We start from the raw sequence: 16,580 nt of genomic DNA, 5'->3' as shown, positions 1-16,580 counted from the left end.
AAACGGGCGGTGCAAACGCAGAAACTGCGTTGAATTCGCTGATTCCGAGTCGCGCTGTTTCATGTCGTGGCAAGCCGCCCGCTATCGGCTGGCGCTAAACGTGTTTTGAACACCATCCCTAACGTTTGAGCTGAGGCGCGAGCGCCGGGATGGCGCTTGGCCCGCGAGGCCGATGATAAGAACCACGGGCTCGCGGGCCAAGTGCCATGCCGGTGCGAGTCGGCTCCAGCGAAGGGTTAGGCGTCATTGCGGGGTGGGCGACTAGAGCTGCGCCAGCGAGTTGTGGCTCTTGGGGCAATGTGTCTCTGCCAGGACTCCTTGTGCGCGGTTCAGCAAGTGGACCTGACTTGGATGGGCAAGAGACGTGACTCCGATGTGTGCGGATGGACGGCAGATGAGCCAACGCCAAGCTACTGGCATTTGCAGACTTGGCGATACTGCCCCTTGGCTGACATTGGGTAGTCCATGTCTTTCACGAGTTGCCCGAACCGAGGTGCGCACTGTCTTGCGCATTCCGTCGCGGGATCTCGCTGCGGCGGCAGCACTTGGACAAGCAAGAGTGAAGCGACAGCGAATGCGGCCAGCCCGAGCGCGACTCCCCAGGGAGCGGGAATGCGTACCAACGCGTTGCGGATCGCGGCGCGAGTGTTCATGACGCCTAACTTTGATTTAAACGGCAAAACGCCGGATACCCACAGCCGCTGCCGTTAAACAAAGTCTCCTCGAACTCAGGAAAACCCTTTGAGATCAAGCGACTAGGCAGCTCCGCTGCAGGCAGGCGCCGGTATAACAGATTCGACAAATCCGGCAACCGAACTCCGAGGTGCCTCAATCCTTCGCCCCCCGCGCCAACGCCCGTTCCCGGCTCGCCGCCAACTGCATCGGGTCATCCGCATGGAGCGTCCCCCACCCCTGCAAATGCCGCTCAGCCAGGTCGGCCAGCGCGCGGATCCAGTCCGGGCTGTCGTTGAGGCACTCGATGTATTCGAAGCGCTGGCCGCCGGCGTGCTTGAAGGCTTCCTGCGCTTCCATGCGGATTTCTTCCAGCGTCTCCAGGCAGTCGCCGGTGAAGCCGGGGCAGACCACGTCCACGCTCTTGAGCCCTTTTTTCGCCAGCGCGATCAGGGTCGGCTCGGTGTAGGGCTCCAGCCACTTGGCCTTGCCGAAGCGCGACTGGAAGGTGACGCTGTAGCGGTCTTTCTCCAGCCCCAGTTTTTCGGCCAGCATGCGCGCCGTCTTGTTGCATTCGCAGTGGTACGGGTCGCCCAGGTGCAGCGTGCGCTCGGGCACGCCGTGGAAGCTCATCACGAGGTGGTCGCCCTGGCCGTGGTGCATCCAGTGCGCGCGGATCTTGCGGTGCAGCGCGTCGATGTAGCCGAGGTCGTCGTGGTAACGGTTGACGAAGCGGAACTCGGGGATGTTGCGGATCTTCAGGCTCCAGGCCGACACGGCGTCGATCACGCTGGCGGTGGTGGTGCCGCTGTACTGCGGGTAGGCCGGCAGGATCAGGATGCGGGTCACGCCCTGCGCCTTGAGTTCGTCGAGCACCGACGGCATCGAGGGGTTGCCGTAGCGCATCGCGTAGCGCACGGTGACCTGGTGGCCGCGTTCGCCGAGGTAGCCCTGCAGCATCTTGGACTGCTTGTCGGTCCAGACCTTCAGCGGCGAACCCTCGGGTGTCCAGATGCTGGCGTACTTGGCGGCCGACTTGGCGGGGCGGGTGCGCAGGATGATGCCGTGCAGGATCAGCATCCAGACCGCGCGCGGGATTTCGACCACGCGCGGGTCGCCCAGGAACTCGGCCAGATAGCGGCGCAGCGCCGGCGCCGTGGGTTCGTCGGGCGTGCCGAGGTTGCACCACACGATGGCCGTGCGGGGCGCCTGGCCATGTTTGAAAGCGGGTTCTGTCTGGAAGGGCATGCGCTATTCTCCCGCAGCCATGAATACCCCCGAACGCCCGCGCACGAACCCGCCCGATCAGGGGCTGGACCTGTCCCGCATCCGCGCCATCACGCTCGACCTGGACGACACGCTGTGGCCGATCTGGCCGACGATCGGGCGCGCCGAGCAGGTGCTGCAGGACTGGCTGGAGGCGAATGCGCCGGCCACTGGCGCCCTGTGCCGTGATCGCGCGGTGTTGCGCCAGGTGCGCGAGGCCCTGAACGTGGAGCGGCCCGATCTGGCGCACGACATGAGCGCGCTGCGGCTCGAAGCGATCCGCCGTGTGCTGCTCAGCGGCGGCGACGATCCGGCGCTGGCCGATCCGGCGTTCGAGGTTTTCTTCGCCGAGCGGCAGCGGGTCGACCTGTTCGAAGATGCGCTGCCCATGCTCGAATTCCTCAGCCAGCGCTTTCCGGTGGTGGCGCTGTCCAACGGCAATGCCGACGTGCACCGTGTGGGGATCGGAACGTTTTTCCATGCCTCGGTCAGCGCGCGCGAGTTCGGCATCGGCAAACCCGATCCGCGCATCTTCCAGGCGGCGGCAGAGGCCGCGGGCGTGGCACCGCACGAGGTGCTGCACATCGGTGACGATGCCCATCTCGATGGTGTCGGCGCGCTGAACGCGGGCATGCAGCTGGCCTGGGTGAACCGCGGCGGCCACACCTGGGACCACGCCCCGCTGGTGCCGCACCTCACGGTCAGCGAACTGGGCGCCCTGTGCCGCGCGCTGTCGGCCTGACGGGGGAGTCGGTGTGGGCCTGAGCATCCACGGGATTGCCGCCTCGCGCGCCTTGCGCCCGCTCTGGGCCGCGTCCGAGCTGGGTCTGGACTTCCACCACGTGGCCACGCCCTACCAGGGCGGCGCCACCCGCACGCCGGAGTTTCTCGCGCTCAACCCGAACGGTCACATCCCGGTGGTGGTCGACGCGCGTCCGGAGGGCGAGGTCGTGGTCTGGGAAAGCATGGCCTGTGCGCTCTACATTGCCCGGCACCATGGGGTGGCCGATGGTCGGTCGATCGCGCCCGCGACCGCGCGCGAGGATGCCGAGGCCCTGCGCTGGAGTTTCTGGGTCATGGGTGAATGCGAGGCCGACGCGCTGACGCTGCTGATGCACCGCGTGGTGATGCCGGTGGCGCGGCGCAAGCCCGATCTGGCCCATGTGGCCGAGCGGCGGCTGGCGGTGCCGCTGCGGCTGATCGAGCAGCACCTGGCGCGGCAGCGGGAGCGGGGCGAAGCACACCTGGCCGCGGCGCGGTTCACGGTGGCCGACCTGTGTGTGGCCAGTGTCCTGCACTGGCTGCGTCCCGCCCGCGGGCTGATGTCAGCGCACCCGCTGACGCGGGCCTGGGTGCGGGCCTGTGTCGGCCGGCCGGCGTTTCAGGCCGCGCAGGCGAGCCGGGCGGCGGCCTGACCGCTGCGCACCGCGCCTTCGAGCGTGGCGGGGTAGGGGCCATCGATGTAGTCTCCCGCGGCCCACAGGCCTGGTGCGATGGCCGCGGCTGGACGCAGCAGTCCCGGCGTGCAGGCGAAGGTGGCGCGTTTTTCGACCACGGTCTGCACCGGCTGCAGGTCGCGCAGGCCCAGCTGGCTGGCGGCCTGCGCCAACACCCGGGCCTGCAGCGCATCGCGGTCTCCCTCGCTGGCGCTGACCACGAAGGCCAGCAGGCCTTGCGCCGACGCATCGCCGGGGCGCAGCCGGCCACGGTCGAACACGAACTGGGCTGGCGCCTCGGGGCCGCAACGCAACGCGACCATGGGGGCGTTCAGCCGCGCAGTGGGCGCCCAGGCGTAGACGGTGGTGATGGCGGTGAAGTCCAGCCGCCGGGTGGTTGCGGCCCAGTCGCGCAGCGCGGCGCCGTCGGCGCTGACCTCGTTGGCCGCACCCATGACCGACGCGGCCGGGCTGGCCGCGGTGGCCCAGATCACGCGGTCGAAGTGGTCCGACCAGCCATCGCCGGACAGCGTCCAGCCGGCATCCGTTTCCTGCAGTTCCGTGACCCGTGTGCCCCGCCGCACCCGGTGCCCCAGATGGCGGCTGGCGGCCTCGGGCAACAGGGCGCCAAGGTCGTCGCGCGGCAGCAGCAGGGCCGAGGCTGACCAGACACCGAAACCCTGGCCGAACAGGGCGTCGCGCATCACGGTCAGGAACACCTGGGCACTGGCCGCGGCGGCCGGCAGGTTCAGGGCCGAGACGCACAGCGGCTCGATCAGTTCTTCCATCACCCGGGCGGGCAGTGCACGGCACAACTCGCCCACGGTCATCCTGGGATCACAGGCAAAACCCGAGCGCTGCCAGCCCAGCGAGGCGCGGACCAGGGCCAGCCGCTCGCTCCAGCGCCAGCCGCGCGCGGTCAGGATGGCGGCCACGGCGTCCAGCGGCGCGGGCCAGCGCGCGGCCCAGGCCGGGGTCTGCAGCCCACTGCCGTCGGGGTAGGGCAGGGACAGCGGCGTGCCCAGCAGCGCGCTCTGCGGGTCCACACCGAGACGCTGCATCAGGGCCAGCGTCTCGCGGTAGGCGCCGATCAGGATGTGCTGGCCGTTGTCCAGCAGCAGCGGCACGCCGTCCGGGCGCTGCGCGGGCAGGGCGCGGGCGCGGCCGCCGGGGGTGCGGGTGGCTTCGAACAGCGTGACGTCGGCGCCGAGCGCCACCGCTTCGACGGCAGCCGCCAGACCGGCCCAGCCGGCACCGACCACGGCCAACTTCATAGACGTCCGAGGGCTTGAACCTTCCACGCCAGCCACAGTTTGCGCAGCGGGGTCAGGCTCACCCGCTTGGTCAGGACCAGCAGCGGGTCGGCGGCGATTTCCTGCAGCAGGGTGCGGTAGATGCTGGCCATCATCAGGCCCGGCTTCTGGGCCCGGCGGTCGGCCTCGGGCAGCAGGGCCAGCGCCTCGTCGTAGGTCTGGAGCGCACGTTCGCACTGGAACCGCATCAGCGGCAGGAAGCGGCGCTGGAAGTCGGCCGGGTCCATGCCCGGTGCGGCGCCGCGCTTGATCAGCTCGTGCGCCTTGACGTCAAAGCGCTGCAGTTCGTTGACCGGCAGATAGATGCGGCCACGCGCGGCGTCTTCGCCGACGTCGCGGATGATGTTGGTCAGCTGGAACGCCAGGCCCAGGTGGTGGGCGTAGCCGGTGGTGCGCGGGTCGGTCTGCCCGAAGATGCGCGCCGCCACTTCGCCCACGACGCCGGCCACCAGATGGCAGTACTGCTGCAGGTTGGGGAAGTCGAGGTAGCGGCTCTGGTCGAGGTCCATCTGGCAGCCGTCGATCACGGCCAGCAGGTGCCGCGCCTCGATGCCGAAGGTGCTCGCGTGGGGCATCAGCGCCTGCAGCGCGGGGTGGTCGGCGCGGCCGGCGTAGGCCTGCGCCACCTGCTGGCGCCACCAGCCCAGCTTGGCTTGCGCCACGCCCAGGTCGCTGACCTCGTCGACCACATCGTCCACCTCGCGGCAGAAGGCGTAGAACGCCGTGATCGCGGCACGGCGCTCGGGCGGCAGGAACAGGAAGGCGTAATAGAAGCTGCTGCCGGAGGCGGCGGCTTTCTGCTGGGCGTAGTCTTGAGGTGTCATGTCTCGGGAGGTGGTTCCCGAGTGTAAACAGCCCTTGGGCAGGGGCCGGTCAGGCCGCCGCGTCGCGGAACACCTGGCGGTGCGTGCCGGTGAGTTCGCCGTGCCAGCGGTCGCGGCGCAGCAGGTGCCCGTCTTCTTCGAGCTGCCTGAGCGTGCGCGCCACCGATTCCCGGGTGGTCGAGAGCACAGAGGCCAGCGCGACCTGGCTGGGCAGCAGCACGGTGGAGGTGCCTTGTTCCCGCGTCAGCAGGCGCAGCGCCGCCACCAGCTGGCGCGGCAGGCCGCGCAGGCGCATCAGATGGCCCCAGTCGGCCAGCGATTCGAAGGAGCGCCCCATCTGCCGGTGCAGGGCATCGAGCAGCGCCGGGTCCTTGTCCAGCGTGCTGCGCAGGGCGCTCACCGGCAGTTCGCACACCCGGCCGGCCGACAGGGCCTGCGCGCTGAGCAGGGCCCGCGTACCGACCAGCGAGCAGACGTCCAGCAGGTGGCTGCGGCCGACCATCGCCACCGGGCGCGACTGTCCGTCGGGGCCGACGCGCGCCAGCATGACCGTGCCGACCTTGATGCTACGCACCACCGGCGGCTGCGCACCTTCGGTCTGGAGCATTTCACCTTTGCGGAAGTCGAGTTCGCGGATCAGCGGGTCCAGCTTTTCCAGCTGGGCGCGTGGCAACTGGCCAAACAGGCAGCCGGTGCGGGCGACGCAGACCCGGCAGCGCTGGGTGGTGTCGGGCAGGGAAGTGGGGGCGGGCATCTGGGCGGGGCGTGAGGCGGATTGGCCAACCCGTGGGGGCTGTTCCTCCTTCATCGGCCGCGAAGATGTTTTCTGCAGTGGCTGGACCGCCCGTTCCGTGGCTTTTTGCACGCGGGTCGTGCGTGCGGTGCCGCTGGCGGACGGCCGGGGAGACTTCTTGGGTCTTTGGGGTGGCATGCCGCTGGTGGTCATGGACGAGATGTGCCACAGGCATGGTTGCCACCGGGGTGGTGACTGCGGGTTGCGTCACATTCGACGCAGATTTACCGATTTCACGGGAACCAATGTCGTTTGCTAACAAAGGTTTGCATGGCTTGCCGCGATAGTGTCGGCATGTCGCCGGGAAGTGTTCCCGCGACGCGTGCGTTGGCATCTTTTCGACTTCGTCTCCATGGCTACCCCTCACGAATTACGGCATCCGCTGGCCATGCGGGCCGATCCGGCGGTCTCACCGCCAGGCCCTGGCGGCGTGGCAGCCCCTGCGGATGCGGTCCTTCTGGGCCGGCTGGCCTCGGCGGAGCAGACCCTTCGCGACATTTCCCACGCGCTGGCCCACGACCTGCGGACTTCGCTGCGCCATGTGGCCAGCTACGCCCAACTGCTGGGTGAGCCATCCTGCGCGCACCAGCCGGAGCAGGTGGCCCGGCTGTCGCTGAAGGTGCTTGATTCCAGCCGCCGTCTGCAGCGGCTGATGGAGGCGGTGTCGGACCTGGCGCGCCTGCAGGCCGAAGACCTGCGGCCCGAGTGGGTGGACTCGGCGGCGGTGGTCCGGTCGGTGATGCAGGGGCTTGGCGCGGCCGGTGAGGGCGCTGACGTGAGTTGCAGCGTGGTCTCGGAATTGCCGCCGGCGTTTGCCGATGCGGACCTGCTGCGGCGGGTCTGGGCCGAACTGCTGGACAACGCGGTGCGTCACGCACGCACCAGCGCAGACCCGCGCGTCGAGGTGGGTTACGAAGCCGTGCCCGGTGGCAACGTCTATGTGGTGCACGACAACGGACCGGGATTCGAGCCCGACAAGGCCGCGGTGCTGTTCGGCCTGTTCCAGCAGGGGCAGAAGGCGCCATCGCCGGGGCAGGGCGTGGGCCTGGCCATGGTCCGGCGCATCGTCGAATGCCACGGCGGCCGCGTCTGGGCCAGCGGCCGCCCGGGGCAGGGCGCCAGTTTCGGCTTCAGCCTGCCGGCGTCGCCCGACTGAGGTGGGCGCCGGTCAGGGCGCGCCAGAGCATCACGGGAACGTCGGCCTTGCCGACAGTGGGCCGCTGCAGCCAGCTGCGGTGATCGATGGCGGCGATCTTGTCCAGGATGCGCAGGCCCCCTTCGACCACCAGCCTGAGCTCCCAGCCGGCGCGGCCCGGAATGCGCCGGGCCAGCGGTGCGCCCTGCAGCATCAGGTCGCGGGCCTGGGCGCACAGTCCGGTGACCGCGGTCTGGCAACGCTGCTGGACGTCCTCCGGGGACCGCGCTGAAAAGTCCGCCAGCGTGAGGTCGTGGCGCGCCAGCGCATCGCCCGGCAGGTAGTGGCGGCCGCGCGCGTGGTCGACCGAAATGTCCTGCCAGAAGTTGATCAACTGCAGTGCGCTGCACACGGCATCGCTGCGTTCCAGCGAGAGGGCATCGTCGATGCCGTACAGGTGCAGCAGCAGCCGGCCCACGGGGTTGGCGGACAGGCGGCAGTAGTCCAGCAACTCGGCCGTGTCGGCGTAGACATGACCGCTGGCGGTGTGCCGCACGTCCTGCTCGAACGCACTGAGCAGGTCGTGCAGCAGCGCCATGGGCAGGCGGTGCTGCGCGATCTGGCGGGCCAACGGGCCGAAGACCTCGGGCCATTCGCCGGAAGTCGCGGCCTGGTCGGGCGCGGTGGCGCAGCGGTCCAGCGTCATCCGGTAGCCTGACAGTGCGGCCAGCCGTTCCGGGGCCGTGGCCGATCCTTCGTCGGCGAGGTCGTCCGCGGTGCGCGCGAAGTGGTAGATGGCCATCACCGCCGGCCGGATCGCGGCCGGGCACAGCCAGGAGGCGACCGGGAAGTTCTCGTAGTGACCGACCTGGCTGGTCAGCGGCGTGGCTTGCGCGGGCATGGAGCGGGACAGGGCGTTGCAGGGGTTGACGGGGGAAGGCGGCCCGGGCAGTTTCTCACGGGCACAGTCGCTGCCTGCTGGCAGGGCGGTCGGCCATCCCCTGGCGCGTCGACAGCCGGCATTCGATTGCACTACAATTTGATTACTAACCGGTCAGTCATTAATTTTGACCGATCCGCTACCTCCCCACACCGCTGCGCCATGAAGAAGTCCCCCTTGCTCGTGCCACTCCTGTCGACCGTGCTGCTGCTGGCGGCGTGTTCCCGGCCCGAAGTGCCCCAGGAGCCGATCCGTTCGGTCAAGCTGATGACGGTCCACCACGGCGCGCTGCAGGCGCGGTCGGGTTATGCCGGCGAGATCCGCGCCAGGACCGAGTCGCGGCTGGGCTTCCGGGTCGGCGGCAAGCTGGTGCAGCGCCCGGTCGAGGTCGGACAGAGGGTGGCGGCCGGCCAGTTGCTGGCCCAGCTGGACGCCCAGGACCTGGCACTGGCCGCCCAGGCGGCGCAGGCCCAGATCGCCGCAGCCCAGACCCAGCGCGACCTCGCGGCCGCCGACTTCAAGCGGTTTTCCGACCTGAAGACCCAGGGCTTCGTCAGCGGCGCCGAGATCGAGCGCCGGCAGGCCACCCTCGATGCCGCCGAGGCCACGCTGCGGCAGGCGCGTGCCCAGGGCGCGGTGCAGGGCAACCAGGCGGGGTACGCGCGCCTGCTGGCCGACGGTCCGGGCGTGGTGCTGTCGGTCGAGGCCGAGCCCGGGCAGGTGGTCGCGGCCGGCGCGCCGGTCATGCGCCTGGCGCGCGATGGCGCGCGGGACGCGGTGATCGCGGTGCCCGAAGACCGCATCGCGCGGGTGCGTGCCGGTCAGGCGGCGCAGGTGGTCCTGTGGTCGGGCGCGGGCCTGGCCCCCGCACCGTTGCAGGCCCAGGTGCGTGAGGTGGCGGCCAGCGCCGACCCGGTGACCCGCACCTTCCAGGTCAAGCTGTCGCTGCCGGCCGATGCCAAGGTGGCGCTGGGCGCCACCGTGTCCGTGCAGTTCGAGGGCGAGCCGGCCGCAGCCGGCGCCGCCGCGGCGGCCGGACAGATCCGCCTGCCCACCAGTGCGCTGGTGCGCGCCCCCGGCGGCAAGGACAGTGCGGTCTGGGTGTTTGATCCGACCGGCAGCACGGTGTCGATGCGCAGCGTGATCGTGGCGGGTGCGGACGGCAACGAGATCGTCATCGTGTCGGGCCTGAAGGACGGTGAGGAGATCGTGGCCGCGGGCGTGCATGTGCTCTCGCCGGGCCAGAAGGTCGTGCGTTTCGCTTCCACCGCTGTCCGCTGAGGTTCCCGATGAGCCAGAACCAAGCGCACAGCGGCCAGCCCGGCTCGTCCTGGGTGTCGCGTTTCAACCTGTCCCAGTGGGCCCTGGACCACCAGGCCTTCACCCGCTATCTGATGATCGTGCTGATGGTACTGGGCGTGGCGTCCTACTTCCAGCTCGGTCAGGACGAAGACCCGCCGTTCACCTTCCGCGCGATGGTGGTGCGGGCGTACTGGCCGGGTGCCACGTCGCAGCAGGTGGCCGAGCAGGTGGCCGACCGGATCGAGAAGACGCTGCAGGAAGTGCCGTACGCCGACAAGATCCGCAGCTATTCCAAGCCGGGCGAGACGCTGATCCTGTTCCAGGTGCGCGACAACTCGCCGGCGGCCGAGATCCAGCAGATCTGGTACTCGGTGCGCAAGAAGGTCGGCGACATGCGCAGCACCCTGCCGCAGGGCGTGGTCGGACCATTCTTCAACGACGAGTTCGGCGACGTGTTCGGCGTCATCTATGCGCTGCAGGGCGAGGGTTTCACGCCGGCCGAGCTCAAGCAGGAGGCCGACCAGGTGCGGCAGAGGCTGCTGCGGGTCAAGGACGTCAACAAGGTCGAGCTGTTCGGCGCCCAGGACGAAAAGCTCTTCATCGAGGTCTCGCACCAGCGCCTGGCCACGCTCGGTCTGGACATGCAGGCCGTCCTGACGGCGCTCGGGCAGCAGAACGCCATCGAATCGGCGGGCGCGGTGCAGGCGCCGCACGATGTGGTGCAGGTGCGGGTGGATGGCGCCTTCGACACCGTCGAGCAGTTGCGTGCCATGCCGGTCCGGGCCGCCAACGGCACCCAGATCCGCCTGGGCGACATCGCGCAGATCCGCACCGGTTACGCCGACCCGCCCCAGGTGATGGTGCGGCACAACGGCCGCGACAGCATCGCCCTGGGCATCTCGATGAACAAGGGCGGCGACATCATCGCCCTGGGCAAGTCGCTCAAGGAGTCGATGGGCGAGATCCGCTCCGCGCTGCCGGCCGGGATGGAGCTGGTGCAGGTGCAGGACCAGCCAGAGGCCGTGAGCCGCTCGGTCAACGAATTCGTCGGCGTGCTGATCGAGGCCGTGCTGATCGTGCTGGCGGTGAGTTTCATCAGCCTGGGGCTGCACCGGCGCGAAGGCGGCACCGGGCTACGGCGCTATGTGCTGGACGTGCGCCCGGGCCTGGTGGTGCTGATCACGATTCCGCTGGTGCTGGCGATCACCTTCCTGGCGATGCGCTACTGGCACATCGGCCTGCACAAGATCTCGCTGGGCTCGCTGATCATCGCGCTGGGCCTGCTGGTCGACGACGCGATCATTGCGGTCGAGATGATGGTGCGCAAGCTGGAGGAGGGCTACTCGATGATGAAGGCCGCGACCTTCACCTGGGACGCCACCGCCATGCCGATGCTGACCGGCACACTGATCACCGCGGCCGGTTTCCTGCCGATCGGGCTGGCCAATTCGACCGTGGGCGAATACACCTTCGCGATCTTCGCGGTGACGGTGATCGCGCTGGTGCTGTCCTGGATCGTGGCCGTGATGTTCGTGCCCTACCTGGGTGTGAGGCTGCTCAAGGTGAAAGCCCACGTCGGGCCGGCGCACGAGGTGTTCGACGGGCCGTTCTACGTGAAATTCAGGGCGCTGGTGAACTGGTGCGTGCAGCACCGCTGGATCACCATCGGCCTGACGATCGCCACCTTTGTGCTCGGCATGGCCGGCATGGGCAAGGTGCAGCAGCAGTTCTTCCCCGACTCGGCGCGGCCCGAGGTGCTGGTCGACATCTGGCTGCCTGAGGGCGCGAGCATGTCGGCCAACGACGAGGTCGCGCGCCGGGTCGAGGCACGGCTGGCGAAGGAGCCGGACGTGCTCAGCGTGAGCACCTGGGTCGGCTCGGGCGTGCCGCGTTTCTACCTGCCGCTGGATCAGATCTTTCCGCAGAGCAACGTCTCGCAGATGATCGTGCTGCCCAAGGACCTGGTGGCGCGCGAGCGCATCCGCAAGGCGCTGCCGGCGTTGCTGGCGACCGAGTTCCCCGAGGTGCGGGGCCGGGTGAAGCTGCTGCCCAATGGTCCGCCGGTGCCGTATCCGGTGCAGTTCCGCGTGGTCGGGCCCGATCCTGCGGTGTTGCGCGGCCTGGGCGACGAGCTCAAGGTGCTGATGCGCGCGAATCCGAACATGCGTGGCGTCAACGACAACTGGAACGAATCGGTCAAGGCGCTGCGGCTGGAGATCGACCAGACCAAGGCCCGGGCACTGGGCGTGTCCAGCCAGTCCATCGCCACCGCCACGCGCACCGCCCTGACCGGCAGCACCGTGGGACAGTACCGTCAGGGCGACAAGCTGATCGACATCGTGCTGCGCCAGCCGCTGTCCGAGCGCGACGCGATCACAAGTCTCAACAACGCCTACCTGCCGACCAGCAGCGGCAAGAGCATCCCGCTGTCGCAGATCGCGCGACCGGTGTTCGACTGGGAGCCGGGCGTGCTGTGGCGCGAGAACCGCGAATTCGCGATCACCGTGCAGGGCGATGTGGTCGAGGGCCTGCAGGGCGCCACCGTGACGGCCGAGCTGCTGCCTACGCTGCGCCAGGCGGAAGCGGCCTGGGCGACCAAGGGGCTGAACGGCTACCGGGTGCAGGTGGCGGGGGCGGTGGAGGAGAGCAGCAAGGGGTCGTCGTCGATCGCGGCGGGTCTGCCCATCATGCTGTTCATCACCTTCACCCTGCTGATGCTGCAACTGCAGAGCTTCAGCCGCTCGCTGCTGGTGTTCCTGACCGGGCCGCTGGGCATGGCCGGGGTGGCGGGCGCGCTGCTGCTGCTCAACCGTCCGTTCGGTTTCGTGGCGCTGCTGGGCGTGATCGCGCTGATGGGCATGATCCAGCGCAATTCGGTGATCCTGATCGACCAGATCGAGCAGGACCGAGCACGCGGCGTGCCGGCCTGGGACGCGATCGTCGAGGCGGCGGTGCGCCGGATGCGCCCGATCGTGCTGACCGCTGCGGCGGCGGTGCTGGCCATGATCCCGCTTTCGCGCAGCGTGTTCTGGGGGCCGATGGCGGTGGCGATCATGGGCGGCCTGGTGGTGGCCACGGTGCTGACGCTGCTCGCGCTGCCGGCCATGTACGCCGCCTGGTTCCGGGTGCGGCGAACCGACTAGCCCAACAGATACAATAGAAGGTTGCCGTCAACGAAGCCCTCCAAGGCTTCGCGTGTCCGGCGCGCGGGTGGCGAAATTGGTAGACGCACCAGGTTTAGGTCCTGACGCCAGCAATGGTGTGGGGGTTCGAGTCCCCCCCCGCGCACCACAACACCGACGAACAGATCCACACCGGTCGGCCGCGCTGGCCGACCGATTTCCCTGATTGGAGAACACCATGACCGTGACCGTAGAGACCCTGGAAAAGCTGGAGCGCAAGATCACCCTGACGCTGCCTGCCGACGTGATCCAGAACGAAGTGGCCAAGCGCCTCAAGCGTCTGGCCCGCGACGTCAAGATGGACGGTTTCCGTCCCGGCAAGGTGCCGATGAACGTCGTGGCCCAGCGCTACGGCTACTCGGTGCACTACGAAGTCATGAACGACAAGGTCGGCGAGGCCTTTGCCAGCGCCGCCGGCGAGGCCAAGCTGCGCGTGGCCGGCCAGCCCCAGATCACCGAAAAAGAAGGCGCTCCCGACGGCCAACTGGCGTTCGACGCCGTGTTCGAGGTCTATCCCGAAGTCAAGATCGCTGACCTGTCGACCGCCGAGATCGACAAGGTCACCGCCGACGTCAGCGATGCCGCCATCGACCGCACCCTGGACATCCTGCGCAAGCAGCGCCGCACCTTCGCCCAGCGCGCCGCCGACCAGGCCGCCGCCGACGGCGACCGCGTGACGATCGACTTTGCCGGCAAGATCGACGGCGAAGCCTTCGAAGGCGGCAAGGCCGAAGGCTTCCAGTTCATCGTCGGCGACGGCCAGATGCTCAAGGAATTCGAAGACGCCGTGCGCGGCATGAAGTCGGGCGAGTCCAAGACCTTCCCGCTGCCGTTCCCCGCCGATTACCACGGCAAGGACGTGGCCGGCAAGACCGCCGACTTCCTGGTGACGGTCAACAAGATCGAAGCCGCCCATCTGCCCGACGTGGACGAGTCCCTGGCCAAGTCGCTGGGCATCGCCGACGGCACGGTCGAAGGCCTGCGCGCCGACATCAAGAAGAACCTGGAGCGTGAAGTCAAGTTCCGCGTCCAGGCCCGCAACAAGCAGGCCGTGATGGACGCCCTGGTGGCCAAGGCCGAGCTGGACCTGCCGAAGTCGGTGGTGCAGTCCGAAGTCGACCGCCTGGTCGAAGGTGCCCGCGCCGACCTCAAGCAGCGCGGCATCAAGGACGCCGACAAGGCCCCGATCCCCGCCGAGCTGTTCCAGGAGCAGGCCGAGCGCCGCGTGCGTCTGGGTCTGGTGGTGGCCGAGCTGGTGCGTGCCCACGAGCTGCACGCCAAGCCTGAGCAGATCAAGGCCCACATCGACGACCTGGCCTCGTCCTACGAGAAGCCCGCCGACGTGGTGCGCTGGTACACCAGCGACAACCGCCGCATGGCCGAGATCGAAGCGGTCGTGATCGAAAACAACGTGACCGAGTTCGTGCTGTCCAAGGCCAAGGTCACCGACAAGGCGATCGGTTTCGACGAGCTGATGGGCCAGGCCTGATCGGCTTTCTGGCGCCCGTCGCCAGGCCATCCGGAGAAGGGCGGAGCGATCCGCCCTTCTTGTTTTGTGTCGGGTACTTGTGTTTTTTGCCGGGCACGCCATATGCATGCCTCAGGCAAAGCCGCTGATCCGGATACGGCTTTGGCGGGTTGGTTACAGTAGTGACATCGACGCACTCAAACATTGGAGAAACGCATGAGCGCAATGGACATTCAGGGTCTGGGCATGGTGCCCATGGTGATCGAGCAGTCGGGTCGCGGCGAACGCGCCTACGACATCTATTCGCGCCTGCTCAAGGAGCGCGTGATCTTCCTGGTCGGCCCGGTCAATGACCAGTCGGCCAACCTGGTGGTGGCGCAGCTGCTGTTCCTGGAAAGCGAGAACCCCGACAAGGACATCTCGTTCTACATCAACTCTCCGGGTGGGTCGGTCAGCGCCGGCATGGCGATCTTCGACACGATGAACTTCATCAAGCCGGATGTCTCCACGCTGTGCACCGGCATGGCCGCGAGCATGGGTGCTTTCCTGCTGGCCGCCGGCGCCAAGGGCAAGCGTTTTGCACTGCCCAACTCCAAGATCATGATCCACCAGCCGCTGGGAGGCACCCAGGGCCAGGCGACCGAGATCGAGATCCATGCGCGCGAGATCCTCAAGACTCGCGAGCAGCTCAACAAGATCCTGGCGGAGCGCACCGGCCAGTCGCTGGAAAAGATCGAGCGCGACACCGAGCGCGACTACTACCTGTCGGCCGCCGAGTCGGCCGAATACGGCCTGATCGACAAGGTGATCGACAAGCGTGCGACCGCCGCCTGATCATCCAGATCGGCCAACGTCATGAAAAAGTGCTCGTTCGATGGTGGTTTTCGCCGCGAATGGGCTGCTTTTCTGCGGTTTCAGGCCCACCGGCCTTGAACTATCATTGATTCCATCCTTACCACCAGGTAGTCCCGACCTCCAGACCATGGCCGACAAAAAAGCCGCTTCCGGCGAAAAGGCGCTCTACTGCTCGTTCTGCGGCAAGAGCCAGCACGAGGTGAAGAAACTCATCGCCGGTCCGTCGGTGTTCATCTGCGACGAATGCATCGATCTGTGCAACGACATCATCCGTGATGAGTTGCCCGGACTCGAGTCGGTCAAATCGGCCGGAGACGACCTGCCCACACCTGCCGATCTCAAGGCCAACCTGGACGGTTACGTGATCGGCCAGGACCCGGCCAAGCGTGCGCTGGCGGTGGCGGTCTACAACCACTACAAGCGGCTGCGCCACAAGCAGGTCGCTCGCAAGGACGAGGTCGAGCTCGCCAAGAGCAACATCCTGCTGATCGGGCCCACGGGCTCGGGCAAGACGCTGCTGGCGCAGACCATGGCCCGCATGCTCAACGTGCCTTTCGTGATGGCCGATGCGACCACGCTGACCGAAGCCGGTTATGTGGGCGAGGACGTCGAGAACATCGTCGCCAAGCTGCTGCAGAGTTGCAATTACGACGTCGAACGCGCTCAGCAAGGCATCGTCTACATCGACGAGATCGACAAGATCACCCGCAAGTCGGACAACCCTTCGATCACCCGCGATGTGTCGGGCGAAGGCGTGCAGCAGGCCTTGCTGAAGCTGATCGAAGGCACGATGGCCAGCGTGCCGCCGCAAGGTGGTCGCAAGCACCCGAACCAGGACTTCCTGCAGGTGGACACGACCAACATCCTGTTCATCTGCGGTGGCGCGTTTGCAGGTCTTGAAAAGATCATCGAAAACCGGACCGAGGCGTCCGGCATGGGCTTCGCTGCAGTGGTCAAGAGCAAGCAGCAACGCAGCCTGACCGAGGCCTTCAAGGACATCGAGCCCGAGGACCTGATCAAGTTCGGCCTGATTCCCGAACTGGTGGGTCGCCTGCCGGTGATCGCGAGCCTGGCCGAGCTGAGCGAAGAAGCCCTGGTGGAAATCCTGACCGCGCCGAAGAACGCGGTGGTCAAGCAGTTCGCCCGTCTGCTGTCGATGGAGGGTGCCGACCTGGAAGTGCGCCCGGCTGCGCTGAAGGCGATCGCCCGCAAGGCGCTGGCCCGCAAGACCGGTGCCCGTGGATTGCGGTCCATCCTGGAAAACGCCCTGATCGACACCATGTTCGAACTGCCTGGCATGAGCAATGTCGAGAAGGTGGTGGTCGACGAGTCCACCATCGAAGAAAACAAACCCCCCCTGCTGGTTTACCGCGAGGCGGCCAAGCAGGCCTGAG

At 67.8% G+C, this 16,580-nt stretch carries 13 protein-coding genes and 1 tRNA gene; 9 read left to right on the top strand and 5 right to left on the bottom strand.

All coding sequences use genetic code 11. The annotated features are described in order from the left end of the window. Nucleotides 1-828 precede the first annotated feature (828 nt). Entirely contained in the window at nt 829-1,920 is a 1,092-nt protein-coding gene (gene hemH, locus ACS5NL_RS13855; protein WP_439354441.1) for a ferrochelatase, read from the bottom strand. 19 nt (nt 1,921-1,939) lie between these two features. Between hemH and ACS5NL_RS13850 the strand changes: the two genes are divergently transcribed. Together ACS5NL_RS13850 and ACS5NL_RS13845 are read left to right on the top strand one after the other, a co-directional pair. Then, nucleotides 1,940-2,680, top strand: coding sequence for an HAD family hydrolase (locus ACS5NL_RS13850; protein ID WP_439354440.1), 741 nt, complete (start codon nt 1,940-1,942; stop codon nt 2,678-2,680). A 13-nt stretch (nt 2,681-2,693) separates the two neighbouring features. Then, nucleotides 2,694-3,353, top strand: coding sequence for a glutathione S-transferase family protein (locus ACS5NL_RS13845; RefSeq protein ID WP_439354439.1), 660 nt, complete (start codon nt 2,694-2,696; stop codon nt 3,351-3,353). Here ACS5NL_RS13845 and hpnE read toward each other — a convergent pair. Genes hpnE through ACS5NL_RS13830 form a run of 3 tightly spaced genes read right to left on the bottom strand, consistent with a single transcriptional unit; the run spans nt 3,320 to nt 6,265 of the window. After that, nucleotides 3,320-4,648, bottom strand: a complete 1,329-nt coding sequence (gene hpnE, locus ACS5NL_RS13840; RefSeq protein ID WP_439354438.1) for a hydroxysqualene dehydroxylase HpnE — start codon at nt 4,646-4,648, stop codon at nt 3,320-3,322. The two genes, ACS5NL_RS13845 and hpnE, sit on opposite strands and share 34 nt — an antisense overlap. Further along, on the bottom strand, nt 4,645-5,511 hold the full coding sequence (hpnD, locus tag ACS5NL_RS13835; RefSeq protein WP_439354437.1) for a presqualene diphosphate synthase HpnD: 867 nt from the start codon (nt 5,509-5,511) through the stop codon (nt 4,645-4,647). The genes hpnE and hpnD overlap by 4 nt, the downstream gene beginning before the upstream one ends. A gap of 49 nt (nt 5,512-5,560) precedes the next feature. After that, nucleotides 5,561-6,265, bottom strand: coding sequence for a Crp/Fnr family transcriptional regulator (locus ACS5NL_RS13830; protein WP_439354436.1), 705 nt, complete (start codon nt 6,263-6,265; stop codon nt 5,561-5,563). Nucleotides 6,266-6,656: 391 nt separating this feature from the next. Here ACS5NL_RS13830 and ACS5NL_RS13825 point away from each other — a divergent pair, with 391 nt between their 5' ends. After that, on the top strand, nt 6,657-7,460 hold the full coding sequence (locus ACS5NL_RS13825; protein ID WP_439354435.1) for a sensor histidine kinase: 804 nt from the start codon (nt 6,657-6,659) through the stop codon (nt 7,458-7,460). On the opposite strand, the gene hpnC is transcribed toward ACS5NL_RS13825, so the two are convergent. Further along, nucleotides 7,435-8,340, bottom strand: a complete 906-nt coding sequence (gene hpnC / locus ACS5NL_RS13820; protein WP_439354434.1) for a squalene synthase HpnC — start codon at nt 8,338-8,340, stop codon at nt 7,435-7,437. The two genes, ACS5NL_RS13825 and hpnC, sit on opposite strands and share 26 nt — an antisense overlap. 201 nt (nt 8,341-8,541) lie before the next feature. Between hpnC and ACS5NL_RS13815 the strand changes: the two genes are divergently transcribed. From ACS5NL_RS13815 to clpX, 6 genes are all read left to right on the top strand, one after another. Beyond that, nucleotides 8,542-9,660, top strand: a complete 1,119-nt coding sequence (locus ACS5NL_RS13815) for an efflux RND transporter periplasmic adaptor subunit (protein ID WP_439354433.1) — start codon at nt 8,542-8,544, stop codon at nt 9,658-9,660. An 8-nt stretch (nt 9,661-9,668) separates the two neighbouring features. Beyond that, nucleotides 9,669-12,824 carry an efflux RND transporter permease subunit gene (locus tag ACS5NL_RS13810; protein ID WP_439354432.1) on the top strand — a complete coding sequence of 1,052 codons (3,156 nt, stop codon included), beginning with the start codon at nt 9,669-9,671 and terminating at the stop codon, nt 12,822-12,824. A 61-nt stretch (nt 12,825-12,885) separates the two neighbouring features. Continuing rightward, a tRNA-Leu gene (locus ACS5NL_RS13805) sits at nt 12,886-12,972 on the top strand. Nucleotides 12,973-13,041: 69 nt separating this feature from the next. Beyond that, the gene (gene tig, locus ACS5NL_RS13800) at nt 13,042-14,352 is read left to right on the top strand and encodes a trigger factor (RefSeq protein ID WP_439354431.1); all 1,311 of its coding nucleotides are present in this window, start codon (nt 13,042-13,044) and stop codon (nt 14,350-14,352) included. 195 nt (nt 14,353-14,547) lie between these two features. After that, complete coding sequence (gene clpP / locus ACS5NL_RS13795; protein WP_439354430.1) at nt 14,548-15,165, top strand: ATP-dependent Clp endopeptidase proteolytic subunit ClpP; 618 nt, start codon at nt 14,548-14,550, stop codon at nt 15,163-15,165. Between the two features lie 148 nt (nt 15,166-15,313). Next, entirely contained in the window at nt 15,314-16,579 is a 1,266-nt protein-coding gene (gene clpX / locus ACS5NL_RS13790) for an ATP-dependent Clp protease ATP-binding subunit ClpX (protein ID WP_439354429.1), read from the top strand. Nucleotide 16,580: the final 1 nt, after the last annotated feature.

Origin of the sequence: Hydrogenophaga sedimenti, assembly GCF_051857515.1 — a bacterium.
In the GTDB taxonomy this organism is placed as follows: Bacteria; Pseudomonadota; Gammaproteobacteria; order Burkholderiales; family Burkholderiaceae_C; genus Hydrogenophaga.
This window is presented reverse-complemented; position numbering and strand designations above follow the sequence as displayed.

Bases quoted from the DNA above. Each gene is read 5' to 3' on its own strand.
- hemH (WP_439354441.1), bottom strand. From the start codon at position 1,920: ATGCCCTTCCAGACAGAACCCGCTTTCAAACATGGCCAGGCGCCCCGC.
- ACS5NL_RS13850 (WP_439354440.1), top strand. From the start codon at position 1,940: ATGAATACCCCCGAACGCCCGCGCACGAACCCGCCCGATCAGGGGCTG.
- hpnE (WP_439354438.1), bottom strand. From the start codon at position 4,648: ATGAAGTTGGCCGTGGTCGGTGCCGGCTGGGCCGGTCTGGCGGCTGCC.
- hpnD (WP_439354437.1), bottom strand. From the start codon at position 5,511: ATGACACCTCAAGACTACGCCCAGCAGAAAGCCGCCGCCTCCGGCAGC.
- ACS5NL_RS13830 (WP_439354436.1), bottom strand. From the start codon at position 6,265: ATGCCCGCCCCCACTTCCCTGCCCGACACCACCCAGCGCTGCCGGGTC.
- ACS5NL_RS13825 (WP_439354435.1), top strand. From the start codon at position 6,657: ATGGCTACCCCTCACGAATTACGGCATCCGCTGGCCATGCGGGCCGAT.
- hpnC (WP_439354434.1), bottom strand. From the start codon at position 8,340: ATGCCCGCGCAAGCCACGCCGCTGACCAGCCAGGTCGGTCACTACGAG.
- ACS5NL_RS13815 (WP_439354433.1), top strand. From the start codon at position 8,542: ATGAAGAAGTCCCCCTTGCTCGTGCCACTCCTGTCGACCGTGCTGCTG.
- ACS5NL_RS13810 (WP_439354432.1), top strand. From the start codon at position 9,669: ATGAGCCAGAACCAAGCGCACAGCGGCCAGCCCGGCTCGTCCTGGGTG.
- tig (WP_439354431.1), top strand. From the start codon at position 13,042: ATGACCGTGACCGTAGAGACCCTGGAAAAGCTGGAGCGCAAGATCACC.
- clpP (WP_439354430.1), top strand. From the start codon at position 14,548: ATGAGCGCAATGGACATTCAGGGTCTGGGCATGGTGCCCATGGTGATC.
- clpX (WP_439354429.1), top strand. From the start codon at position 15,314: ATGGCCGACAAAAAAGCCGCTTCCGGCGAAAAGGCGCTCTACTGCTCG.